At 41.9% G+C, this 25,381-nt stretch carries 22 protein-coding genes and 1 pseudogene; 10 read left to right on the top strand and 13 right to left on the bottom strand.

Annotated features, from left to right (window positions below; all coding sequences use genetic code 11):
- Positions 1 to 74 precede the first annotated feature (74 nt).
- The 6 genes from rodA (at position 75) to H6G97_RS25120 (ending at position 7,793) form a co-directional block, all read left to right on the top strand.
- The gene (rodA, locus tag H6G97_RS25095; protein ID WP_190943331.1) at positions 75 to 1,388 is read left to right on the top strand and encodes a rod shape-determining protein RodA; all 1,314 of its coding nucleotides are present in this window, start codon (positions 75 to 77) and stop codon (positions 1,386 to 1,388) included.
- 80 nt (positions 1,389 to 1,468) lie between these two features.
- Entirely contained in the window at positions 1,469 to 1,666 is a 198-nt protein-coding gene (locus tag H6G97_RS25100) for an NAD(P)H dehydrogenase subunit NdhS (protein WP_190943332.1), read from the top strand.
- A 166-nt stretch (positions 1,667 to 1,832) separates the two neighbouring features.
- Positions 1,833 to 2,489 carry an HAS-barrel domain-containing protein gene (locus H6G97_RS25105; RefSeq protein ID WP_190943333.1) on the top strand — a complete coding sequence of 219 codons (657 nt, stop codon included), beginning with the start codon at positions 1,833 to 1,835 and terminating at the stop codon, positions 2,487 to 2,489.
- 142 nt (positions 2,490 to 2,631) lie between these two features.
- Positions 2,632 to 4,767, top strand: coding sequence for a cation:proton antiporter domain-containing protein (locus H6G97_RS25110; RefSeq protein ID WP_190943334.1), 2,136 nt, complete (start codon positions 2,632 to 2,634; stop codon positions 4,765 to 4,767).
- A 537-nt stretch (positions 4,768 to 5,304) separates the two neighbouring features.
- The gene (locus H6G97_RS25115) at positions 5,305 to 6,255 is read left to right on the top strand and encodes a UDP-glucuronic acid decarboxylase family protein (RefSeq protein WP_190943335.1); all 951 of its coding nucleotides are present in this window, start codon (positions 5,305 to 5,307) and stop codon (positions 6,253 to 6,255) included.
- 146 nt (positions 6,256 to 6,401) lie between these two features.
- A complete protein-coding gene (locus H6G97_RS25120; protein WP_190943336.1) occupies positions 6,402 to 7,793 on the top strand; it encodes a UDP-glucose dehydrogenase family protein in 1,392 nt (463 codons plus the stop codon).
- Between the two features lie 168 nt (positions 7,794 to 7,961).
- Here the strand turns inward: H6G97_RS25120 and H6G97_RS25125 are convergent, their stop codons facing one another.
- Positions 7,962 to 8,756, bottom strand: coding sequence for an LmeA family phospholipid-binding protein (locus tag H6G97_RS25125; RefSeq protein WP_190943337.1), 795 nt, complete (start codon positions 8,754 to 8,756; stop codon positions 7,962 to 7,964).
- Positions 8,757 to 9,517: 761 nt separating this feature from the next.
- On the opposite strand from H6G97_RS25125, the gene H6G97_RS25130 reads away from it, so the two are divergent.
- Both H6G97_RS25130 and H6G97_RS25135 read left to right on the top strand, forming a co-directional pair.
- Complete coding sequence (locus H6G97_RS25130; protein ID WP_242055205.1) at positions 9,518 to 11,539, top strand: cytochrome-c peroxidase; 2,022 nt, start codon at positions 9,518 to 9,520, stop codon at positions 11,537 to 11,539.
- Between the two features lie 317 nt (positions 11,540 to 11,856).
- Entirely contained in the window at positions 11,857 to 13,386 is a 1,530-nt protein-coding gene (locus tag H6G97_RS25135) for a hypothetical protein (RefSeq protein WP_190943338.1), read from the top strand.
- 104 nt (positions 13,387 to 13,490) lie between these two features.
- On the opposite strand, the gene H6G97_RS25140 is transcribed toward H6G97_RS25135, so the two are convergent.
- The 6 genes from H6G97_RS25140 to glyA form a co-directional block, all read right to left on the bottom strand.
- Entirely contained in the window at positions 13,491 to 13,712 is a 222-nt protein-coding gene (locus H6G97_RS25140) for a type II toxin-antitoxin system HicB family antitoxin (protein WP_190943339.1), read from the bottom strand.
- Complete coding sequence (locus H6G97_RS25145; RefSeq protein ID WP_190943340.1) at positions 13,709 to 13,966, bottom strand: type II toxin-antitoxin system HicA family toxin; 258 nt, start codon at positions 13,964 to 13,966, stop codon at positions 13,709 to 13,711. The genes H6G97_RS25140 and H6G97_RS25145 overlap by 4 nt, the downstream gene beginning before the upstream one ends.
- A gap of 104 nt (positions 13,967 to 14,070) precedes the next feature.
- Positions 14,071 to 14,487, bottom strand: coding sequence for a type II toxin-antitoxin system VapC family toxin (locus H6G97_RS25150; RefSeq protein ID WP_190943341.1), 417 nt, complete (start codon positions 14,485 to 14,487; stop codon positions 14,071 to 14,073).
- Positions 14,474 to 14,734: a CopG family transcriptional regulator gene (locus tag H6G97_RS25155; RefSeq protein WP_190943342.1), complete on the bottom strand. Its 261-nt coding sequence runs from the start codon at positions 14,732 to 14,734 to the stop codon at positions 14,474 to 14,476. Before H6G97_RS25155 ends, H6G97_RS25150 begins: the two co-directional genes overlap by 14 nt.
- A gap of 48 nt (positions 14,735 to 14,782) precedes the next feature.
- A complete protein-coding gene (locus H6G97_RS25160) occupies positions 14,783 to 16,033 on the bottom strand; it encodes a competence/damage-inducible protein A (protein ID WP_190943353.1) in 1,251 nt (416 codons plus the stop codon).
- A gap of 123 nt (positions 16,034 to 16,156) precedes the next feature.
- Positions 16,157 to 17,440: a serine hydroxymethyltransferase gene (gene glyA / locus H6G97_RS25165; RefSeq protein WP_190943343.1), complete on the bottom strand. Its 1,284-nt coding sequence runs from the start codon at positions 17,438 to 17,440 to the stop codon at positions 16,157 to 16,159.
- A gap of 134 nt (positions 17,441 to 17,574) precedes the next feature.
- Here glyA and H6G97_RS25170 point away from each other — a divergent pair, with 134 nt between their 5' ends.
- Positions 17,575 to 17,925 carry a hypothetical protein gene (locus H6G97_RS25170; RefSeq protein WP_190943344.1) on the top strand — a complete coding sequence of 117 codons (351 nt, stop codon included), beginning with the start codon at positions 17,575 to 17,577 and terminating at the stop codon, positions 17,923 to 17,925.
- A 123-nt stretch (positions 17,926 to 18,048) separates the two neighbouring features.
- Here H6G97_RS25170 and H6G97_RS25175 read toward each other — a convergent pair whose 3' ends face one another.
- The 5 genes from H6G97_RS25175 to H6G97_RS25195 form a co-directional block, all read right to left on the bottom strand.
- Positions 18,049 to 18,300 (bottom strand): hypothetical protein, encoded by a 252-nt coding sequence (locus H6G97_RS25175; protein ID WP_190943345.1) that lies wholly within the window; start codon positions 18,298 to 18,300, stop codon positions 18,049 to 18,051.
- A gap of 2 nt (positions 18,301 to 18,302) precedes the next feature.
- Complete coding sequence (locus tag H6G97_RS25180) at positions 18,303 to 19,181, bottom strand: hypothetical protein (protein WP_190943346.1); 879 nt, start codon at positions 19,179 to 19,181, stop codon at positions 18,303 to 18,305.
- 165 nt (positions 19,182 to 19,346) lie between these two features.
- Positions 19,347 to 20,123 (bottom strand): RNA polymerase sigma factor SigF, encoded by a 777-nt coding sequence (locus tag H6G97_RS25185; RefSeq protein WP_190943347.1) that lies wholly within the window; start codon positions 20,121 to 20,123, stop codon positions 19,347 to 19,349.
- Positions 20,124 to 20,892: 769 nt separating this feature from the next.
- Positions 20,893 to 21,726 carry a photosystem II manganese-stabilizing polypeptide gene (gene psbO, locus H6G97_RS25190; protein WP_190943348.1) on the bottom strand — a complete coding sequence of 278 codons (834 nt, stop codon included), beginning with the start codon at positions 21,724 to 21,726 and terminating at the stop codon, positions 20,893 to 20,895.
- Positions 21,727 to 21,911: 185 nt separating this feature from the next.
- Entirely contained in the window at positions 21,912 to 22,088 is a 177-nt protein-coding gene (locus H6G97_RS25195; protein ID WP_190943349.1) for a hypothetical protein, read from the bottom strand.
- Positions 22,089 to 22,530: 442 nt separating this feature from the next.
- Between H6G97_RS25195 and H6G97_RS25200 the strand changes: the two genes are divergently transcribed.
- A complete protein-coding gene (locus H6G97_RS25200; protein ID WP_190943350.1) occupies positions 22,531 to 22,878 on the top strand; it encodes a hypothetical protein in 348 nt (115 codons plus the stop codon).
- A gap of 169 nt (positions 22,879 to 23,047) precedes the next feature.
- Here H6G97_RS25200 and H6G97_RS25205 read toward each other — a convergent pair.
- A pseudogene (locus H6G97_RS25205) lies at positions 23,048 to 25,267 on the bottom strand (WD40 repeat domain-containing protein); the annotation flags it as partial.
- Positions 25,268 to 25,381 lie beyond the last annotated feature (114 nt).

Raw genomic sequence — 25,381 nt, forward strand, 5'->3', positions numbered from 1 at the left:
CCAATGCCCAATGCTCATGCCCCATACCCCATGCCCAACAATTAAATCTAAAAGCTAAAGTCTAAACTAGCACAATGTTATTAAAACGATCGCTCCCCAAAATTCGCTGGAAGTCTTGGGTTAAGCCTTGGCAGAATGTAGATTGGCTACTATTTTGTTTGCCAATTGCTGTCAGTATCTTTGGTGGACTCATGATTCTCAGTACGGAACTGAAGCAGCCAGTAGCTGACTGGTGGTGGCACTGGATGGTAGCGGGTATCGGTGTACTTATAGCCCTGTTTTTATCTCGTATCCGTTATGAAGTTTTAATGCAGTGGCACTGGGTAACTTATGCAATAACAAATTTCAGCTTAATTGCTGTGATGATTGTTGGCACTAGCGCCAAAGGGGCACAGAGGTGGATTCCTATTGCTGGTTTCAATGTCCAACCCTCTGAATTTGCCAAAGTCGGCATGATTATCACCTTAGCAGCTTTGCTACACAGGCGTACTGCTTCCACCCTTGAAGGTGTTTTCCGCGTTCTGGCGATCACCGCTATACCTTGGGGATTAATATTTTTACAGCCAGATTTAGCAACATCAATGGTATATGGTGCGATCGTCTTAGGAATGCTTTACTGGGCAAATGCTAACCCAGGCTGGTTAATTCTCATGATTTCTCCTGTGGTTGCTGCTATTTTGTTTAGTATATCTTGGCCTTTATCAGAGCCGATAGTTTTATTCAAAGAACTATCTTTTGGGCCATTAGGGCTAGTTTGGTCAGTTGCTATGGCAATTGTGGGCTGGCAAACTCTTCCCTGGCGTCGATTTGGTTTAGGTGCTATCGGTGCGTGGACTCTCAACATACTGGGTGGCGAATTAGGAGTCTTTGCCTGGAACCATATTTTGAAAGAGTATCAAAAAGATCGGTTAACTGTATTCATGAATCCCGATCATGATCCCCTTGGTGCTGGGTATCACTTAATTCAATCTCGCATTGCGATTGGTGCTGGTGAAATTTGGGGATGGGGTCTGTTCAAGGGGCCAATGACGCAACTGAATTTCGTGCCTGAACAGCATACAGACTTTATTTTCTCCGCAGTGGGGGAAGAATTTGGCTTTATTGGTTGTTTGCTTGTGCTGTTTGTCTTCTGCTTAATTTGCTTGCGTCTACTGCATATTGCCCAAACCGCCAAAGATAACTTTGGTTCCTTGTTGGCTATTGGCGTTTTGTCCATGATCGTGTTTCAGGTGATTGTGAACGTTGGCATGACTGTTGGTTTAGCGCCTGTGGCAGGAATTCCCCTTCCTTGGATGAGTTATGGGCGTTCTGCTATGTTGACTAACTTCATTGCCTTGGGAATAGTAGAATCGGTAGCAAATTTTCGACAAAGGCAGAAGTATTATTGATTCGTCATTTGTAAGAACCAACGACAAATGGCTAATGACAAGTATTAAGCTATTAAAAGGAAACAAGCGAGGCTAAAAACATGATCCTGCCTGGAGCAACTGTCCGCATCAAAAATCCCGCAGATACCTATTATCGCTACGAAGGACTCGTGCAACGGGTGACTGATGGTAAAGTAGCCGTCTTATTTGAAGGTGGTAACTGGGATAAATTAGTTACCTTCCGTTTGAGTGAATTGGAAATTGTAGAGACTACCGCCGGACGTAAAAAAGCCAAATAAGATTAGTCATTAGTCATTTGTCCTTCGTGTTATTTGGCAAAGACTAATGACTAATGACCCTTACGGGTGACGCTCGTTCCTCGCTAACGCTGCGCTAACGCCAGTCACTCATGGGGGAAACCCCCAAGACCGCGCTGGCTCACCAATGACTAATGACTAAATTACTATGCGCCTCCCACTACCACAGTTTGCCACTGGCGATCGCCATCCTAACCACATTGCAGAGGTAATCGAAACTACTAGTACTGAATTTTTAGCTCAGTGTTTGGAACCAGAAGATTTGAGCTTTCCCTCCATGCCACCCTTTGGTAGTTGGGTCTGTTCTCTAGATGAAGAATCTGGCAATAAAATTTATGCTGTGGTGTATTATGCCACAACTATGCCCATAGATTCTGTACACCGAGCTAGAGCTTTGGGGTTGTCATTGCAAGATTTACGGGAGGAACAACCCCAAATATTTGCCATGCTCAGAACAGAATTCCGGGCTGCGATCGTCGGATTTGAACTATCTTTGCAAAATCAAAGTTATAACCAAAGAGTATATCAGTATCTACCACCCCGTCCCCCACAAATTCATCAAGCTGTTTATCGGTGTGAACCAGAAGCTATCATTAAATTTACCGAAGAACTAGATTTTTTAAGGACACTGCTTTGTATCAATGGTGCGCCTATAGAGTCTTTAACCGCAGCTGCCATTCGAGATGTATATCAGTTACGCAAAGCTGACCGAGAATGGCTAATTAAAGCTGGACGTAGCTTAAGTGTGCTATTGAAAGACGACTACGATCGCTTGCGGTTCATTTTGAGTCAAATCCACCCCTAGATAGTTAGTTCTGAGATAATCGCCTAGTTAATGTAAGTTAATATTTTTGATTTTTCCTCAGGTGGCTTCTCCATTTATATCAATCAAGCGATCGCCCCTAAAGTAATCGTTATTTTACCATAGCCCCTTCAAGTCCTACATCATGGAACTCATATCACAAGTTCTTGTTCTGGAACCAACTTCCCAAGTTCTTGGCAAGGAACCAATTGTTCCCTTTGCTATTTTACTGGTGGTCATCTTAGTTATACCCATCATGTTTGAGCGGCTAAGATTACCAGGATTAGTAGGTTTGGTTTTCTCAGGGCTAGTACTTGGGCCCTCAGGCTGGAATCTATTTGAGTCAGACTCACCAATGATTAACCTATTATCAGAAATTGGGTTAATTTATTTGCTCTTTGTTGCCGGGCTAGAAGCTAATCTAGAAAAGTTCCGCCGACAAAAAAGTCGCGCCTTTGGGTTTGCTAGCTTGACTTTCAGTGTACCCCTGGTGATAGGAACCTTGCTAGGAATGGTTTTAGGCTATGGCTGGAATATTTCAATATTAGTTGGCTCTTTATTTGCTTCCTATACTCTTTTGGCATATCCCATAATCAGCCGTTTGGGAGTAGTAAACAACGAAGCTGTTACTGTCACCATTGGAGCTACGCTTTTTACAGATATTGGGGCAGTACTGATATTAGCCGTTTGTGTAGCCGTCGCTCATGCTGGAGCATTTAGCTTTGCTAAACTACTCACTCTGTTGGGTTGGTTAACTCTTTACTCTGTTGTCGTTGTGACAGGCTTTGATTGGGCCGGCAAAGAATTTTTCAAGCGATCTGGAGACGACGAAGGAAACAAGTTTTTGTTTGTGTTGCTTTCTGTGTTTCTGGCAGCTGTGGGCGCTCAATTAATGGGGGTAGAAAAAATTGTTGGTGCATTTTTAGTTGGTTTGGCAGTAAATGAAGCTGTGGGTGAAGGCCCAGTCAAAGAAAAGGTGGTATTTATTGGCAGTGTGCTGTTCATTCCCATATTCTTTGTTGACCTTGGCTTACTGATCAATCTACCCGCCTTTGTCAACAACCTAGACACGCTCAAGCTAACGCTGTTGATGATAGTTGGTTTGATTGCCACTAAATTGATTGCAGCTTTCTTGACTAAATTGGTTTATCGCTATAAATGGCAAGAAATGCTAACCATCTGGTCGCTGTCACTTCCGCAGGTTGGTACAACCTTAGCAGGAACGTTAGTAGGATATCGGGCTGGGTTGCTGCCACTAGAAGTATTACACAGCATCATTGTTTTAATGCTTGTCACATCAACCTTGGGGCCGTTGATGACCAGTCGCATAGCTGTTGGTTTGAATTCCTCACCAGCAGAAGATCCAGCACCACCCGTCCCTGACCAGAATGCACCAGAGAGAGATAGTGCTTTTACTATAGTCGTACCTGTGTATAATCCTCATACCCAGCAGTATTTGATTGAAATGGCGGCATTATTAGCGCGTCAGTCTCAGGCGAAAATCATCCCATTAGCGATCGCTACTGCCGCTGCTCACATGGATGCACCGCAGTTAGAAGCCTCTCTACAACGAAGTGAGTGGTTATTGAGCAAAGCCACGGCACAAAGTCGAGCCTTGGGCGTGGTCGCAGAACCAGTGTTGCGAATTGATGATGCCTTTGCTCAAGGAATTAGCAGAGCGGCTCGTGAACAAAAGGCAAATTTAATTGTTATCGGTTGGGGCAAACGTACCGGGTTGCGAGCGCGTTTATTTGGAAATGTGATTGATGGGGTACTTTGGGCATCTCATTGTCCAGTAGCGGTCACACGCTTAGTAGAATCACCGAAAAAAATTCAGCGCATCTTAGTACCAGTAGAAAATTTAACAGCACCAATATTACAGCCTGTGCAATTTGCCCAGATGCTGGCAGAGGCAAATCAGAGCCATATTACTATGCTGAATGTGTGCGATCGCCGCACTAGTTCCAGTAAAATTGCTTGGAGGCGATCGCATCTCTCCTTATTAGTATCTAAATTAGCTTTGGCCAATCCCCCAGAAATTCAAATTATCGCTCATGAAAATGTTGCCCAAGCAATTTTACAGGCAGCACGATTATATGATTTAGTAGTTTTACCTTTTATACATAATCGTACTAGTCCTGGAGGGTTAGCCATTAGCGATGTCACAACCCAGTTAGCCAGACAACTCACTTGCTCCATTATTATGCTTGGAGAACCGCAACGCACTCAAGTTAATGTAATTACCTCTCATGCTATTCCTAGCATTACATCTACTGTATAATATCAGCCAAAGTACAGTTAACTTTAGTGAACTTGGGGTATGATAGCATTGCAAAAATTCTTGCAACAAATTAATCAGCGGTAGGAATGTATATCTTTAAGCCCCTATAAGTGCATATATTTTTAGCACAAGTTTCATCAAATGGCATGAGTCTCTGTACTCAAGCGCCAAAGGGAATCTTAACAAACGGGGCACAGATTGACTATTACAAAAATATGGTGATAGTAAAATCTTGAAATTGGGTGACTTTCAATCTAATTCCTGCTACTTTGTATCCAACCGATAAAATTAGCAACCGTAAAAACAATTTATATTGTTAAAGATTTGATGAACTTTAGGTGGAAGGTTAACTATTTTCACACTAAGTTTGTTAATTTGCTAATTAAATTCTTAAGCAAAAAGATAAAAAATACTTAAGTTCAATACAAGTTTTTGATTGAGCCTTGTTCTTTTTTTATTTTGTATTTTTGTAGCCAGGGTGGGTAATCTAAAAGTAAGTGCAATAGCTGTTAAATATTTGTAAGTAATTGGGAAACTATGAGAATTTTGGTGACGGGCGGTGCTGGATTTATTGGTTCCCATCTTATCGACCGACTAATGACTGCTGGTCATGAAGTAATATGCTTGGATAATTTTTACACTGGCCATAAACGTAACATTCTTAAATGGTTAGGTCATCCCTACTTTGAACTGATCCGCCATGATATTACCGAACCAATTCGCTTAGAAGTGGATCAAATTTATCATTTAGCTTGTCCGGCTTCACCAGTACATTACCAGTACAACCCAGTTAAAACCGTTAAAACTAACGTGATGGGAACACTGAATATGTTGGGGCTGGCTAAACGTGTAAAAGCTAGGTTTTTCTTAGCTTCAACTAGTGAAGTATACGGAGATCCAGAGGTTCATCCCCAACCCGAAGAGTATCGGGGTAGCGTCAATCCCATTGGCATACGTTCATGCTACGACGAAGGTAAAAGAATTGCTGAAACTCTAGCGTTTGACTACTACAGGCAAAATAAAGTTGATATTCGAGTTGTTCGGATATTCAACACCTACGGGCCGAGAATGTTAGAAAACGATGGTCGGGTGGTGAGCAACTTTATAGTTCAAGCATTGCGGGGTAATCCTTTAACCGTGTACGGTGATGGTTCGCAAACTCGCAGTTTCTGCTACGTTTCCGATTTAGTTGAAGGATTCATCCGCTTAATGAATAGCGACTACATTGGCCCAATCAACCTGGGTAATCCTGGTGAATACACGATTTTACAATTAGCACAAACTGTGCAAAATATGATTAATCCAGACGCGCAGATTAAGTTCGAGGAACTACCTTCGGACGATCCCCGACGTCGCCAGCCTGATATCACAAAGGCAAAAACTTGGTTAAATTGGGAACCTACCATTCCTCTCCAAGACGGGTTAAAACTGACAATAGAAGATTTTCGCGATCGCATTCAAAGCGATGTTAATAGTTCAACCACTTAAACAGCGTCTAGCGTCGCTTGGAATTTTCATGCAGGCTTGCCCTCGATAACCAATATACTTAGTGGCGAAGTTGCCTGGCAGTGTATAAGTCCAATATTCAGGACTTCTTTTTAAAGACTAACCCCAAAAAAGTGAGGAGTTAAAAAATGCGTGTTTGCGTGATTGGTACTGGTTACGTTGGTTTAGTTACAGGTGCTTGCTTGGCTCATATTGGGCATGATGTAATTTGCGTAGACAACAACGAAGAAAAAGTTAAGTTAATGAAGTCTGGGCAGTCCCCAATTTTTGAGCCGGGACTTTCAGAAATTATCCAGTCTGCCATTCATACAGAGAAAATTCATTTTACTAGCGATCTCGCTGCTGGAGTTTCCCACGGCGAAATTCTGTTTATTGCTGTGGGAACGCCACCTTTACCCACTGGTGAAAGTGATACTCGTTATGTTGAAGCTGTAGCCCGTGGGATTGGTGAAAATCTCAATGGTGGTTATAAAGTCATAGTGAATAAATCTACAGTACCCATTGGCTCAGGCGACTGGGTGCGGATGCTTGTTCTAGATGGTGTTGCAGAACGGCAAAAAACACTTATCCCCGCAGGTGGAGTGCCGAGTGATGAGAAATTACCTGAGGTTACAGCTCAGTTTGATGTAATCAGCAATCCAGAGTTTTTGCGCGAAGGTTCGGCAGTTCATGACACCTTCAACCCCGATCGCATTGTACTAGGGGGCAATAGTCAAAAGGCAGTAGCTTTGATGCGACAACTTTATGCCCCAATTGTGGAACGTAAGTTCGCTGAGGATCAATCTTTACCTCCTGTGCCAATTTTGGCAACAGACCTAAGTTCGGCGGAAATGATTAAATACGCCGCTAATGCCTTTTTAGCCACTAAGATTAGTTTTATAAACGAAGTTGCTAATATTTGCGATCGCGTCGGTGCTGATGTCACCGAAGTAGCCAGAGGTATTGGTCTAGACTCCCGTATTGGTAACAAGTTTTTACAAGCTGGTATTGGTTGGGGTGGTTCTTGTTTTCCCAAAGATGTCTCCGCTCTGATTCACACTGCTGATGATTATGGCTATGAAGCACAATTACTCAAAGCTGCTGTCAGTGTCAACGAACGCCAGCGATTGATTGCTTTAGAAAAACTCCAACAAGTTCTGAAAATTCTCAAAGGCAAAACAGTTGGACTACTCGGACTAACCTTCAAGCCCGATACCGACGATTTGCGCGATGCCCCAGCACTCAACCTAATTGAGCAGTTAAACCGACTGGGAGCCAAAGTTAAAGCCTACGACCCCATTGTTTCCCAAACAGGTTTACGTCATGGGCTTTCTGGTGTGCTAGTAGAAACTGATGCCGAAAGACTAGCTGATGGCTGCGATGCGTTGGTACTCGTCACTGAATGGCAGCAGTTCAGCACTCTCGACTATGTGAAGATGGCAAAATTGATGGCCCACCCCGTTATCATCGACGGTCGTAATTTCCTCGACCCTGAAGCAATGATTCGGGCTGGATTCCAATATGTAGGGGTAGGAAGATAGAGAGTTAGAAGTTAGGAGTTATCAATAAAAATTAATTACAACCCATAATCAATAACTCCTAACTCCTTTGAAAACTAAAGATTTAAACTACCGCCTAGAATACTCTAGGCGGTATTTAATTTGTTTAAAGCTTCACTTTACTTTGCGTTTTTACGTGATAATTTAATGTCAAGCGCTATGTGGAATACGTTCAATTTCAGCATATCCACTGAAAATAAGTTTTTGACCTTCAGTTTCTAATCGATTGAGCCGCATTTTCACTCCATCAAGGTCAAAACGATCCAAATCGACCATATTATCTAAAATTTCTACCAACGCCACACTCAAGGTTTGCGAGATTTCCCTTTGTGCTTCTGGCACTTGATCAAGTTGGATTTTCGGATCTTTGAAAGAAACTCGCCGCCGCCTTTCAATGGCTATAGTTAAAATCATGCTTAAGGGTACGAGTTCGCCATTATTTAAATCTGCTTTTGCTACAAGCTGTAAGCGATTTTCCGGCAATAGCTGTATCTCAACTCCCGTAAAGGAGACTGGTTCACCACCAGATAATTCTGTCAGTGATGGCACTGTGAGGTTAAGCAGGCGCTTTTTCACCAGCTCCGCGTTAAAGGCTTGGTTTATGCCTGCTTCTGATAAAACCACTTGAGCGATCGCTTGAGTGGGTTGCTTGAGGCTAAGTTTGCCACTTAAAACTGAGCCGAAGTCAATGGCAACCGCATCAGTTTCAAAAGACATCTCATCTACTGCGAAATCTTTCCGAATCACCAAGCCACTACCGCTCATTTTGAAGCTATCGATGCTGCCTTGCAAGAGCTTGCTGGAGGGGTAGCAGCGCACAAAGACTTCTACTGACTCGCTTTGGGTAAACAGGTGGCGAATCGTTTGGCTGGCGACAGTGTTGAGCATCCGCTCTCCCCAATCTGTGCCTTTAGGATCTTGTAAACCAGTAAGTCCGCCGAACATGTGGTTTTGGGTCTCTAGAAGTTCTTTGTACTTTTGTAACAAACTGTGAAGAATACAGCAAGCGATCCCGTGATTAATTGTGCTGATAGGTAGGTATAGGATGGCTGATGGTTAATAATTGATGTATAAATTATTACAATAGCGCTCTAGGCAGTTATGAAGTTGCAGCATTCATGACATTAGCAATTATACGTTGAAGTATATGCGCTAAAGGGTTTAGAGTAAACACCCTACCCTTAAGCGTCAAGTCTTACTTTTTACGAAGTTGCTTAGGCGCAGGCAATCGTAGACATCACTCGTCCAATAAAATAAAATATATGATTTAAGCATCCTGAATCAGCGGACGATTGTTTCAAAAAATTTATTATTAAAAATAATATTTTAACTACAAAATTACACAATCTTTATTTAATAGATTTATTTATTTGTCAAGTATAAAAATTTACAACATTTTCTGGGTAGTTTAGGCGGCAATTTTACCGAGCCAATAGAATAAAGTAGTAGGCGAACAAATGGGTAAAACCTCTTAGGTTGAGAGATTGGATTGAATAATAGGCTTAAACAATAAGGTATACTTTCATACGTAAAGCCTCATTATTATCCAGGTTCATAAAGAATCATATCACTGCGGAGTTGTATTTTATACATGGTTAAAATACAGTATTTATGTGCTTATAATACATTGTCGGTACTTTAACACTACATAAAGTACTACTTAATCAGCTTCAAACTCATGGTTTCCACACCCATAGCGAGGTCTTATGATACCCTCAAATACTGAATTAGCAATGTTAACCGTGCTAATTTTGATATTATTCTGGATTTATTTAAGGTATAAAACTAGAATAATATCAAGATATTTACGCCCTCTGGCGATTTTTGTCATAGTTTCTGTGGCGATCGCTGGTGGAGGTATCGTATCCGCGCAAGTAACACCGAACCCAGCTCCCTTAAATAACATAACCAGTTTACCACCGATTACATCTGGAGACCCTACCCCGGCGAAGCCACCACTCTTGACAGCAGTGCCTCAACCAAGCAATCTCGGAGACTTTGTTGACGACCAGACAGCTCTACTCAAGCTAGGAAAAGCTTTATTCTGGGATATGCAACTTGGTAGTGATGGCGTTCAATCTTGTGCTAGTTGTCACTTTCATGCCGGAGCTGATAGCAGATCAAAGAATCAAATTAATCCTGGTAGTGGTCTTTTAGAATCACTGAAAGATATAACTTTCCAGGTAGGTAGTGGTGCAAACTATCAACTCACGGCGGCAGATTTTCCATTTCACAAACTGGCAGATCCTAATGATCGAACCAGTACAGTTATTTCTGACACTAACGATATAGCCTCATCCCAAGGTGTGTTTAACAGTATTCTTAAGAACACTGTTCCGGGTCAAGCAGTGGATTCGAGTACATCTGAGCCTGATCCAGACGGCTTTCAAGTCAATGGAATTAATGTGCGTCGAGTTGCGCCGCGTAATACCCCAACGGTAATTAATGCAATCTTCAACAAACTCCAGTTTTGGGATGGCCGTGCCAAGGAAACCTTTAATGGGGTGAATCCAAAAGGAGCAACAGACCTTAATGCGAAAGTTTACAAAGCTACAAAACCAAAGGAATTAACTGCTGTTTCCGTTTCGCTTAACAATTCCTCTATAGCTTCTTTAGTAACCGGGCCACTATTGAGTGAATTTGAGACATCTGCTAATGGTCGTACCTTACCTCAAGTCGGTGCTAAGTTTCTGCGAAAAAAGGGTCAGAAGATCAAAAGCCTTAGACCCTTAGGTAAACAACTTGTAGATCCGCAAGACAGCGTTTTAGGATCTGACAGTCGATCCCGTCAGCCCGGTCTGAAAATCGCATCTTATGATCAGCTGATTCGGAAAGCCTTTAAGAAGCAATGGTGGAAATCAAAGTCAATCATTCAAGTTGACAGTAAAGGAACACCAACAATCCTCGCTAAAAATGATGATGGTAATGAGAGTGAGGAAGGACAGACTTTACCTGCCAATCAGTTTTCGCTCAGAGATTGGAATTTCTCTTTATTCTCTGGGTTAGCAATGCAAAAGTATATATCTACCCTTGTGTCTGACAAGACACCTTTTGATCAATTCCAAGCGGGAAATACCAATGCTCTCACCGCTCAGGAAAAAAGTGGTTTGGCTGTATTTGTCAATAATGGGGCTAATGATGGTGCTAGTTGTAACGTCTGCCATGCGATTCCAGAATTCACTACCGCTTCGGTGAGAAGAACCGCAGGAGTAGCTTCAACTGATTCGACTGATCCGCTAGTTAATAGTCCAACTAACGGCTTCTTCCCTAACTTCGGTGTCACACCTGCCTCAAATGACCCAGGAGCCGGAAAAGACAGTACCAGATCAGTGTTTAAAGCACCTACCCTCCGTAACATCGGCTTGACAGCTCCATATATGCATAACGGTGGGATGGCAACTCTAGAGCAAGTAGTAGACTTCTACAATCGTGGTCGAGGTGACGACGGTGGACGTACCGCAGGAGTCTTGAACTTAACCGATACTCAAAAAGCTGATTTAGTAGCTTTCTTAAGAAACGGACTTACTGATCAGCGAGTCCTCCTTGAAAAAGCACCCTTTGACCATCCGCAATTGTTCATCCCCAATGGACATCCCGGTAATCAAAGTTCAGTGACTGCCAGTGGCAATACTAATGGAACTCCTACTGCTACAGATCAGCTAGTGGAAATACCCGCAGTTGGTCGTAATGGTGTCACTACTCCCAAGCCAAATTTCTTAGGACTTTGAACTTAAAACTATAAGTATCACTGTCAAACAAGTTATTTTGGACTAAACACAGAGCCAGCGATCGCACTTACTTTACTTACCTTTTAAATAAGTGCGATCGCTGGCTTAAAAATTGTCTTCCTAACCCAATTTTTAATTAAAGTTGTAGTTTTGTAACAAACTGTGGAGAATATAGCAAGCGATCCCGTGATTAATTGTGTGGATGGGTAGATATGAGATGGTTGATAGTTACAGTTCACTCTATCAGATGTTACTTGTGAGTTAGCGGTGGGAATAATTCAACTAAGTTATTGCTAAGATTCTCACCAGTACTAAGTATGATACAGCTAAACATTCTAGAACTTGCCAAGCAGGGCGATATAAATGCGATTAACACTCTGGTAAGTCAGTGGTTAAATTTACCCAGAATTACGCCAAAAACTAGTTTTAAACAAAATTGTCTACAGATAATGCTGGAATCATTTGAGGTTCCAGTACAACAGTTAGTAGTCCCACTTATTTCTGATGGATTAATTAATTTAGGCATCCAATCTTTTAATAATGTCAAAATATACGGGAGAGTAACAGGTGAAGATTTACCAGATTGGCAACAAGAAATTGAGTTAGAAGCACTAGTAAATTTAGCTGTACTAACACCTAAAACTAATATTGAAGTGGAATCTTCAATTGTCATTACTAAACCAACAGATAATAAATTAACTGTACAAAAACCATCTTTTTTGGGTTCATTGTTTGGAGCAGTAACAGGAACAGTCGGAGTCGTTGGGGGTGCTGCTGTTCAAGCTGGACAAGCTGCTACAGGAGCAGCTATAGGCATAAGTGGGACTATTGGGGGTGCCGCTGTTCAAGCAGGGCAAGCTGTTGCAGGGGCGGCTGTAGGTATTGGTGGTGCAATTGGTGGTGCAACTTTTCAGGCAACACAAATCGCAGGTCAAGCATTAGCAATAGTTGGTAATAATCCTTCTCTACGATCAGCAATCGAATCTTTAAATAAAGACTGGTTGAATCCCTTGATCCAACAAGTTGATGTAGTCGAGGCTGAGGCTGCTGTTAGAAAGTTACAGCAAAATTATCCCAATGAACAACCGACTGGAATTGCCCATCATCTGATGTTAGAGAAAGCTGTTTTCGCAGGAATGACAGGATTTACTACTAGTGCTGTACCAGGACAAGCTGTCATAACATTTGCTGTTGATTGGGCTGCTACAGCTGCATTATCTGTGGAGTTAGTTTATCAAATTGCTGCTGCCTATGGAATGGATTTAAATGATTCCGAGCGCAGAGGAGAAGCAGTAGCAATTTTTGGTTTAGGGGTGGGTGGAAAAACAGCAATCAAAGCAGGTTTGGGTTTACTACGAAATCTGCCAGTAGCAGGAGCCGTCATTGGTGCTAGTTCAAATGCAGTAATGATCTACGCATTAGGTTATGCGGCTTGTCAGTTTTATGAAGCAAAGCAGAATCCATTAACTTTAGAGGCAACATTAGTAGATGCTCAGGTAAAGAGTGAAAAATTTATTGAAGCTGCTATTTCCCAAGAAAAGATTATGGATCAGATTTTAGTTCATATTGTCTTAGCAGGTAATCCAGATAAATCTTGGGAAGATATTTTACCAGAATTACAAGCTGCCAACCTTAGCCCTGCGTCAATCGATGCGATCGCTTCTCATATCAAATCTCCACCATCTTTAGAAACCTTGCTTGAGCAAATTAATAGTGATTTTGCTGTACCCTTACTGGCACAATGTCAAAAAATTGCTCATCTAGACGGAGTAATTACCCCAGAAGAAGCTAAAGTGTTAGAAATGATTAACAAAAAGTTAAACTGTGATTTGGCTTTAATCAAATAATCTGCACATTGGTGTTAAGATTTTTTCCCAAAGTGCGATCGCAACCTCTACACAAAGTGCGTAGACGCAAAGCGGCTTGTCGTCAGACATCGCCTCTCTGCTAATCATGAGGCTATCTGGTAAATTGCAGGACGATATCTCGGTTCAGGAATTAGTTTTCCCTCCTTTTTCGCAGCATCTAACCATGCTGCTTTTGCTTTCAAAACTTCATGAAGTGCTTCTTCTTCAGTTGAACCAAACGCTGAACAGTATTTCAAATCAGGAATATCAGCAATATAACCCTCATCTTCTTGACTGTAGAAGATATTAATATGATAGTTTTTCATCCTTCATCCTCCAAAGTAAGCCCATATTTTTCAATCAAAATCAAAAATTGACGGACTTGATACGGAACAGCTTCGCCCTTTCGATTTTGCAGGTTAACAAGCTCAGGAATATCTGGATTAGTAAATATGTGGTGACTGCCATTAACCCGTGATAGAGAAAATCCAAACGCCTCAACCAAAGTCACCAGTTCATTAAATTGAATATTTTTGGAGTTAGAAAAAACTTTCTCTAGCAATTTACGTTTTTTCGACATTTCTACACTTTATTATCACAAAATCAAAAGTGTGTAGATGCAAAGCAGCTTGCGATCATACATGGGAATTTTGCTCATAGCTGCGTAATTCATAATTGAGTTTTTTAACATACCATCAGATTTTCAAACGGATACTGATTTTTCCAACGGTAAGCATTAAAATCTCTGAAATCTATAGACAAAATTCTTCCATGCCCCAGATGTTCTGCCAAAACTACTAACGAAGCATCGGCCAGATCCATTGTTAAGTTCGCATATTTTTCCATCAGTTCACAAATGCGTTTACCATGATGGGGTTGCAAATCAAAAACCGTAAAGGCCCCTAAAAATAAGTTATTAATGAAACTTACTTGCGCGTCGTTCCCCATATTTGTTAGCAGTAGATAGCAAGTCTCTGTAACCAGAGCCCAAGTCGTAATCAGAGGTTCATTGACATTGGCAAGTACTGTTATTGCTTGAGTGTGGTACGAGTCATTGCGATTTGCCAATACTAACCAAAAGCCAGTATTAACGATAACCATACTTAGCTTTTAAACCGTCTCTCAAAATTGATTTGTAATTTACAGATATATCCGGATGTGCCTCACCGCAACCAATAAAGCCTGTTTGGGTGAGCATTGAGAAAGGATTCTTTTGCTCTTGCTGAAGCTGCTGGTAATACAATTCAATAGCAGACTTAATCACATCTGTTACTGCCTGATTAGTCTGCTGTTGAATAAAGGCTAGTTTGTCAGCATACTCCTCATCTAATCGCGCATTAATTCGCATCGCTAGGTTCGTTTGTCATACAAATGTATGACAAAGATAACATACCTCCTACCTCGTCAACAATTTCCGCCGTAGATTATCTAACGCTGCATTCGCGCTGACATGACGAATTAAAGCTCGACCTCTCACTGTACCAAACTGATACTCAAAACTTGTCACTTCATCCTTTGGCCCAGCTAAACCAATGTAAACTAAACCCACCGGCTTTGTATCTGTCCCTCCAGTTGGGCCAGCAATACCAGTAATACTCAATCCCCAAGTTGTTGCAAGGCGAGTTTTTACCCCGACAGCCATTTGCTCTGCAATGATCGCACTTACCGCCCCAAATTTATCTAAATCTTCCTGGTTAACCCCCAGCAGCCCAACCTTCACGGAATTATCATAAGAAATTACTCCACCCCAAAAGTAATTAGAACTTCCAGAAATCTCAGTCAACATTTGCCCTAAACCGCCGCCAGTGCAAGATTCTGCCACCGAAAGCGTTTCTTTTGATGTCCGCAATAACTCACCAACCACGGAAGCAAGAGTATCATTATCAACGCCGTAAAAATCTAGTCCGGCAATTTCTTTAATTTGTTTCTCAATAGGCGCAATTAGGGCTTCTGCTGCTGCTTCTGAGGTTGCTTTAGCAGAAACTCGCAATCTTGTTTCTCCTTTACCTGCATAAGGGGCTACTGTGGGATTTGGTAACTTCAAATAGGAAGAAACTTTTTCGGCCAAAGCCGATTCACTAATTCCCCAAAACTTTAAACTCCGGCTGTAAATAATTTCTTTACCCCAACCTTGACTTTTGAGAAATGGCACGGCTGTTTCTTCCCACATCAGGTGCATTTCACTGGGAACACCGGGAAAGGTAAAAATCGTAATTTCAGGACGGGGTTGCCAAATGATACCGGGCGCTGTTCCAGTGCGGTTGGGGAGAATTTCTGCACCTTGGGGAATCAAAGCTTGCTTGCGGTTACTTGGCGACATAACCCGACCACGTTGGGCGAATTTTTGGGTTATGTCTTCGATGATATCAGAACGTTCTACCAACGGGACTTTAAAAAAATCAGCGATCGTTTCGCAGGTAAGGTCATCTGGTGTTGGGCCGAGTCCACCAGTGAAAATGAGAATTTGCGCTCTGGAAATAGCAATTTCTATAACTTGCTTCAAGCGTTCTGGATTATCCCCAACCACTGTTTGATAGTAGTGAGGAATTCCGAGTTGCGCTAATTGTTGCGCCAAAAATTGAGCATTGCCGTTGAGGATATCTCCTAGCAGCAGTTCAGTACCAACACAAATAATTTCTGCACTCATTGGATTGGGGAGTGGGGAGTGGGGAGTGGGGAGTGGGGAGTGGGGAGTGGGGAGTGGGGATAGGGGCAGGGAGCAAGGGAGAAGATTTTTCCCCTCTGCTTCTTTTCCATCCCCCATGCCCAATTATGCTAGTGCTGGTACAGGAATTTCCAGGTGAGGATATAAGGGGAAGCGATCGCACAATGCTGCTACCCTTTGCCGACAATCTTGGGTTACTACATCCGAATCTGGAGAAAGCAGGCGATCGCTAATAATATTTCCAATCTCGGCAAATTCTGCTACTCCCAAGCCCCGTGTAGTCATTGCAGGCGAACCTAATCTCAGCCCACTGGTAACAAATGGCGATTGCGGATCAAAGGGAATAGTATTTTTATTAGCAGTAATATTTACAGTACTGACTAGCTGATCCGCCTGCTTACCAGTTAGATTGACAGAACGTAAATCCACGAGAATTAAATGGTTGTCAGTGCCATTTGACACTAGTTTTAAACCCCGATTTTTTAGTTGTTCTGCCAAAGCACGAGCATTTTCAATTACTTGGGCAGAATAGGTTTTAAACTCAGGCTTCAGGGCTTCTCCAAAAGCTACTGCCTTAGCAGCAATGACGTGTTCTAATGGCCCGCCTTGAGTGCCAGGAAAAACAGATTTATCTAGCTTTTTACCTAGTTCTGCATCACCGGTCAAAATTAAACCACCTCTAGGGCCGCGTAGAGTTTTATGTGTAGTTGTTGTTACTACATGACAATGAGGAATGGGATCGGGATGAAGACCACTAGCAACTAAACCAGCGATATGAGCAATATCGGCAAGTAAGTAAGCGCCGATTTCATCAGCAATACTACGGAACTTTTCAAAGTCAATTATACGGGGGTAAGCTGAATAACCACAAATCAAGAGCTTAGGACGCTCCCTCAGCGCCAGCTCCCGAATTTGATCGTAGTCAAGTTGTTCTGTTTGTTCGCTAACGCCGTAGTGGCTAACTTGGAACCACTTACCTGAGACGTTTACAGGTGAACCGTGGGTGAGATGTCCCCCATGAGACAAATCCATTCCCATAATTTTGTCTCCTGGTTCCAACAGCGACAGGAACACTGCAAAATTGGCTTGTGCGCCAGAATGAGGTTGCACATTCGCATGAGCAGCACCAAATATCTGTTTAGCACGATTGATCGCCAGTTGCTCGATTTTGTCGATATACTCACAACCGCCATAATAGCGTTTACCAGGTAATCCTTCGGCATATTTATTTGTCAATACCGAACCTTGAGCCGCCAGTACCGCAGCAGAGGTAAAGTTTTCACTAGCAATTAACTCCAAGTGATCTCGTTGACGCTGTAGTTCGTCGTTGATTAACTCCGCGATCACTGGATCGCTAGAAGAAAGAAAGTCTGAATTAGTCCTAGTCACTTCAATTATCCTTATGGAAATTTGTACAACGGCTGATTTTGGTTGGGTGCAGCGCCTGAATAACAGTCAAGAACAATGGTTTTTGACTGCTGCACAAAGGCGATTAATCGTCTCCGTATTCTGGAGGTTTATTTGTGCCAACTTATTTATTATTAGACCCAAGCTCGATTAATGCATTAATTATCATAACGTTGCTTTTTGAAATCCTCACCTTGTTGCGTGTTGTGGGGTCGTTATACAGTATTTTTTATGAACCTGTATTAAATAATGCTTGCTGCGATCGCTACTCTCAATACGGTTCGGTTAAAGGGGAAAGGGAAAAGGGAAAAGGTTTTGAATACATCCTTTACCCTTTTTCCCGCAACCCCATTCCCCAGACCACAAGGAAAGTGAAAAATGCTTATCCTAACCGTATTGTCACTACTCTATGGAACAAAGAGCGAGAGAAAGGCGATCGCTTCAGCGTTACTGTAGAGAAATTCTAAGTCCATAGTTGGGAATATATACTGAAGTGATAAAACACCATTACCCTACTTAATCATTTGTGAACAAAAGATCCCCGACTTCTTTAAGAAGCCAGGGATCTGCGGGTTACAATTCTCACATTATTAAATAGGGTTAATATAGCGATTTTGATAGTAAGCCAAAATTTGATTTACTCGTTGACGACTTTCTAAACCAGAGTTTTCTGCGCACGAGAGGCTTAAGCCACCAATTTGACTTTGATTGTAATCAAACTCTTGGGATGACTGGGGAATTAAATCCACTTCCACCCCTTCGACTTGACGTAAATGCGCTGCTATTTCTCTGTAGACAGCTAAAGGCAAACCAGCGAATTCAATTTTTTCCTTAGTCTCCATCTTTATGAAGCTCCCACATTAAAAGAATTTTGGGAGGGCATTGTCACTGAAATAGGATTGTCAGTAGCAGATGCAGCTGACGGTGTTGATTTGACAGGGCCTTCCCCTACCATTTTGGCAACTTCAATACCATATTGTTCCAAAATCACGATGGGGTTGTAGCCTCCATTCATTTCAATACGTTTAATCAGTACGCCATTTGCTAATCGCTGTCCCGCTTGTACATAGCGACTCGTTGACTCATCCGGTACTTTGATAATTGCCTGTGGTTCCTTACTAATTAGAACTACACCAGTCACAACCACTGCTCTTGCTAACTCAGGTTGTGTTATCGGTGGCAGTACAGAGACTAAAGTAGGATTGGGGACAACTTGAGGCAAAACCCTAGGCAAGACTGAAGTCAAGGTAGGATTGATTTTTTTTGGTACAGATTTCTGTGGATTTAAAGCGATGCTTTTTTTTGGTACAGATTTCTGTGGATTTAAAGCTATGCTGGGTGTTGGAAGTTTTGGTTTTACTGCTGATGGAGTAGGTAACTTGGGCAACACAGGAACTGGTCTCCCAGATGTTTTAGACATTCCGGGAACCGTCTGCCCGAAAAGTTGTGCAAAAGGATCACTCCGATCTTTTGATACCACAAGTTGCCGTGCCCGCTCTGTAGCATTAGTGGATTGAATCAAGTTAACAGATGCAAGATTAACTTGTGAAACCTGTTTGGCAGGTGTTAATGGATTCTTAAAGGATTGAGTCGCTGCTGGCGACTTTGTTGCTATTTTGGGAATTGGTGCAGGATTGATAGCTTGTTGTGTATCTTCAGAAGCACATCCAGCGATCGCCAAAGTTAGAATAGCTGCAATTGTAATTTTTGAAGTTCTGCCCATGAGCCTTTCTCAAAAGCCATTGGAAAATTTAAAAATGGAAATCAACATGCCTTAAATTTATATCAAAGGCAAAGTATGTTACCTTTATAACCTAATTTTTTACATTTCAAGGGTTATTTTTAGCACTGCCTACCCAGCATAACTGCGGGTTAACTTGATTTGCAGTTACTCGTCTGCCACACCCATAAGCTCTTTCATCAAATCTAGTCCTTTCTTGACTCTACGGGAAACTGTTACTACACTGATGCCCAGATGCTCTGCAACTTGCTTTTGTGTCAAATCTTGCAAAAACACACATTCCAACACATCGCGGGTGCGTTTTTCTAGCTGAACCAATGCTTGTTGCAAGCGAAGTTGGTCTTCTTGTGCCAGTTGAAAGCTGCGATAGTTAGGATCTGGAACCAATTCTCCTAAACAGGTAGAACCTTCTTCTCCATCTTGGATTGGTACATCGAGACTCAAGGGAGCGCGATTAACCCATGCTAATTTAATTTCTTGCCATTCGTTTGGAGAAATTTCTAGTGCTGCTGCTAATTCCGAGTCGGTTGGTTGACGATTATGTTTTTCACGCCAAGAACGTGATACTCCTATTGCTTGCTGTTGAAGCGCTAACCATCTCCGAGGAATTCGCACGGTGACACCTTTATCTCGGAGATAGTGTTGAATTTCACCCCGAATATAAGGAAGAGCGTAGGAACTGAAGGCATGTCCTTTAGAAAGTTCAAATCTTTCAATAGCTCTGATTAAACCCAAACATCCAACCTGGAGCAAATCATCGTAGGTTTCATGACATTGATTTGTCCAGTAGTGAGCTTCTTTTCTCACAAGTCCAAAATTTAGTTTTACCAGTTGGTTGCGGATGTTTTCTGACGGAGATTGCTGATATTCTCGCAACAACTGCCAAATTTCGTGCTTTAGTTCATTGGTGGCTGTGGTAGGCATAGCACCGCGTTTATTGAGCGAATAAGGAATCAATTATTAACTTTGAAATTCAGCTGCGAACGCACGACATCAAAGACAATATCGCGCTATATTGCCTAGCAAATACTATGGGATATAATCAAGATTTCCTCTCATAATTCCATAGGTTGCTTGACAATCGGGCAAAATTTAAATAGGCGAAATCCCTATTTAGTTGGTTATTTATCTTTGGTATGACTTGTAGCTTTTTTTAGAACTACATAGGAATAAAATATAAAATTAATCACTAAATATCAAACCGAGATTGTACGTAACTTGAATTAATTAATAATGAATTTAATTTATAGAAACAAAACAACAGTAGCCGGGCTTTTCTTTGAGAAGCAAACGTTGTATTTACAGTAAAATTACGTGTCTATTCAACTAAACTTTATCTAATAATTAAAAATTACTAAATAATTTAAAATATACTGTGTATATTTACGTAACCAAATAAAAAAAATGGTAATATACCCTTTTTTGTACTTAAGTCTATAGTCTTTTAATCAAAGAGAAAAATTCAAAGAAATGAATGAATTTACTTAGAAGAGCGAGGTATTAAAATTTTCCCAATTGCAAAGTTTATTTCGTCCACAACTTTGCTCGGCTTTAACTTTTCCCCATCTTTGTAAAAAACCTATCTACCCTCCTAATAAAAAAAGAGGGTAAATAAGTCAACTTTTGCGATCAAGTCTGAATACTTACAGAATTGTCGTTCTGAGTGCCAGTCAGTTGAGTTACTTCAGAGGATTTAGCCGCGAGTTGGTTCAACCCGTGCATAAAATAGACCGCGAATCTTCACTTCTTTAGGTTCGCCAGCACCTAAATCTGTATCAGATGGCTGTTCGCTCTTGAAAGTACCAGCTATTTCACCACTAGAGTTATCTACTTTAGCGATTTGCAGAGAAATCTTGCCATTGAGATTTTCAGCACGCTTGACGTTAGTGCGGGTAAGTTCTTCATCATCCGCTTGGGCGGGGAGAGCCACGGCATTATCGTAGCCACTGACGACACCACGACCTTTGGGATCTAAGAAAGCAGCACCACGATAGGAAGGAACTTTGAAGGTGCCTTCAAAGTCCGTAGAGGTGTTAATACTGGTCAAATTGGGTTGAGTTTGAGCGACCAAGTTTTTGATGGTGAAGAGGAAAGGTACTCGCTCACCACCAGGAAGTTGCACAGTTATGGCTTGGAAGTCAAGACCATCAGTTTCCGCAAAGGTTAGGCTATTATCTGCGTTGATTTTTAGATTACCCTGCACTTGGTCAATGGTGGAAGTGTATCTGGTCAACAATTTGCCAGCAACAAATTCTGCTTGTTGGCGTTTATTAGCAGGTTCTTCTTTGATAAAGAAGCTAGTTGGTTCCAAGCAAAGTTCTTTGACGGCATAAGACTGGCTTGAATCAATGGGAATGGAACCACGGCTTGTTTCTGTTAGTTGGGGGCATTTGTTAGCCAAGCCAGTGCCGCGAATTTGATCATAAGTGAGTACGTCTCTACCACTACTAGCAGGAGCATCACTACAAGCAGTTATTAGCCCCAGGCACAAAGCCAAAAATGCAACAATTAAAGCGCGATACCTCATGGTCAACCTCAATCTCAAAAATTAATATCTAAGTTGTAAAACTGCATCGAAGCTTTGATCTCTGACGAGAAGCCGCTACTCTGCGAAAAGCTACCTTTGTTCGGACATGGCTTTGCTCTGATTAAGAGAGTTGAAGCAAGTGTCCGGGTATTTAAGTTGTCAGCCGTTGCTCAAACTTTTCTCTGCTAAACGTAGTTAAACGTGTCGCTCTCTTGAGCTTGGGGTGTGAACCCCAGACGATATAGCACACCGTATCCATTTTGGATGTGTGTCACTATGGGAGCAAAAACCAGCAGTTTTACTGTTGGTAGCATTTGTGAGAGTTGGGCGAGTGGATGAGGAAGCCCCACACAGAGCAGCATAAATGCTTACCTCGGAGAGTGCGAAGAGGGTTGTCTGCTTCGCACTTTGCTTTTGCAATCGGCAAAAGCGGCATCGCCCAAGTCTTTTTGTATCATGTATGTGACGCTACTACATACAGCCCATTGTTTGATGGGGAAATCAGCCAGATCATACGATTTTTTTTAACTCAAAATCAAAGTACTCAAAATCCAAGAAAGTCTCGTTCTGATCGCATCTAGGTTCTGTAGAGCCTATGCTAAAGGTTAATACGCTCTTTTAGGCGCGATCGCAACTACTTTTGATAAAGATACAAATCTAGTTATATTCATCGCTGACTAGGACAAGTGAGGGGATGCAGTAATAGGTAGGCAGGGGGATTAAAAGAATCAATACTGACAAACTAGGGAAAATTAAAAATCTCCGGTAAATTTGAGTTGACCTCATTTATACGGAAAAGGTGGCATGAACGATCACAAGTCTATTGAATCAGAGAAGTTTTCCTCTCAACTCCAAGCGATCGCATCTGTGGTGTATGATGCAGCTACAGCTTGTGAGGGGGATACTGTAGCTCTTTTGGCAATGCTTAGGCAATTGGAGCAGTTACACCGGGAGATCCGGGATGGGGTTTTTCAAGAGAGTTTGCCTGTTAACCGTCGCCAACTTTACTCACTGCTGAAAGATATTGAGTCTGAGGGAGGCTGGCCTTACATTGAGCGCATGAGGTTACAAGCCTTTTTAGCCAATTTGCCACAAGAGGCTACTGAACAAAATAACCACGAAGTATTGGAAAGCGATCGCTCTTTTGGCTGATTAGCTTGAAATTTATTTCAAGCTCTGAATTAACAACTTTGATCGCCTCATCAACCGCTAAACCAAGAGCGGTTGCTCATTGAGGCTTCAACAATCTAATTCGTAATGGGCTACGCCTTGCTTCTCGTAGAGAAGCTGCGCAAACGCTAACGTAATTTGTAATTCGTAATTAAAAAGGGTTTGTACGGATTATGCCATCACAAAGAAGGCGATCGCGCTTTTCAAGATTGCGGTTGTGTCTGAGGTAATCGCCCACCCAGTCGCAACCACGAACAAGCAGATCATCAAGATGTAAATTCCATAAAATTATAGTGTTGTCATCACTAGCTGATGCTAGTGTTTGACCATCTGGGCTAAAGCTAACACTCAACACCGGAGCGCGATGCCCATTAAGACTTTTGATTAATTTGCCCTCACGACTCCAAAGTTTCACTGTACTGTCCCAACTGGCGGCGGCAAGTAATTCACCATTGGGGCTGAAAGTGACGGCATTAACGCTATCGCTATAGCCCTTTAATAAGGTTTTTAACAACGTCCCATCGCGTCGCCACAGTTTCACAGTATTATCCCAGCTAGCAGAAGCTAGCAACTCGTCAGTGGGACTAAAGCTGACACCCAACACCCAACTGTTATGAGGTGAAAAAGTTTTGAGCAAAGTACCATCCCGTTGCCAAAGTTTCACAGTTTGGTCATCACTGGCAGAAGCTATAACTTGACCATCTGGACTGAAATTTACGCTATTTACCCAACCCTGATGCCCTACTAAGGTTTTGAGCAACTTGCCCTCACGGTTCCAAAGTTTTACGGTTCTATCCTGACCGCCAGTAGCTAACAACTCGCCATCAGGACTGAAATTAACGCTGTCAACCGAATCACCGTGTCCTCTTAGGGTTTTATATGGCTTGGGATCAAATTCACTTGTAACCGGGTTTTTGTGCCAGATTTGCACTGTTTTGTCGAGGCTTGCAGACGCTAGGGTTTGACCATCAGGGCTAAAACTTACACAATTAACAGCATCAGTGTGACCTTTAAGGGTTTGAAGTAAGGTACCGTCAAGATGCCAAAGTTTCACTGTCGTATCTAGGCTACCTGATGCTAACAACTGACCATCTGGACTGAAAGTTACTCCCCAGACAACATCTGTGTGCCCTTCCAGGCGGTTAACCTCCGTTACCCCATAAACTGCCTGTTGCAGCGCTGTGACAACACGCATTCGGGTATCTGGTTGCACGACCTCTGCCTGTTTAAGCCCTCTCCAAGCCCGCAAACCTTCTAATAGAGCATCAAATTCCTTATTAGAGGCAAACAGAGCTTCACTAGCAGCAGTAATTCCACTAATCCTCAAGTTATTTTCACTGTGTTCAGCTCGTAGAGTTTGGCGGACTGCTGCTGTTTTTTGCAAGTCAGCTTGCCACCATAATGCTGCTATTGTTCCGCCCATAATTGCCAAGATTGCGCCTGCTATCCGTGCTTCCTGCAATCGCCGTTGCAATACTAAATTAAGTTGTTTTTGACTAAGTTGTCGGGCTACTTCTGCTCTAGTTTTTTCAAGTTTGATTTTTTCTAATTCGGCGAGCATCCCATAATTGTTCTTTTGGCGAATTGGTTCAACTAAATAATCGTGAACCAACTGGTAGCGATCGCCTAACTCTTCTCTGACTCGCAACACCAACCCTGAACCCACCAATATTTCTAAAATCAGTTCCCCAACTGTGTCAAAGCTTGATATTGTATCTATATCAAGATTATTAACTAATGCAGCAGCTAAATCAGCTTTAGTTTTTAACGGTCGTGTCCCCTTTTCATCAGTTAACTCAAATAATAATTTCCAACTTAGCTCTTCGTTTTCCTGACCACAGTCTTTGATAACTTCGCCAAGCCAGCGTTCCACCAATTTTGTCGAGCCACCACAAAGCTTATATTCTCCAAGTGTGCTAATGTTTTCTATTTGTAATTGAGCGCCGACTATTTGTAATTCAATTGGATGTACTTCGTCTAGCTCTCCTGTTAAATCCTGCACTAATCGGTTAATTAATTCGTCACTCAGTTCATAATGTGAACGTTGAGTAAGACTATGAATTATAGCTTTAGCATCTTGGCTAGAGAATTTTCCTAAATAGTAGCGAATGTCTTTATCGAGAATATTTTTATTAATTACGCCTAAATCATATAATCCGGTACTATTTTTCTGACTCAAACGTTCAAATTCTAATAAATGATGCAAGTAATCTTCTCGTAAAGAAATAATAGTTTTTACATAAGAAATATTTAAACATTCACTAAAAAACTTATAAAATTCTATTCGTTGTGTGGAAGTATTACTAACAAAGAAAAACTCTTCAAACTGGTCTAATATAATAACTATTGTATAATTTCGCTCCGATGCTAACCAGGGTTAGCGCGTCTCAAACCCTATTGACAAGCGGACTTACCTGATCAGCAGTCAAGTTAGAAACAAAGTGCCACTATCCAGGCTAGGGTAAGATTTAATCCATCTAGCCCC

The organism is Nostoc flagelliforme FACHB-838, assembly GCF_014698065.1.
In the GTDB taxonomy this organism is placed as follows: domain Bacteria; phylum Cyanobacteriota; class Cyanobacteriia; order Cyanobacteriales; family Nostocaceae; genus Nostoc; species Nostoc flagelliforme_B.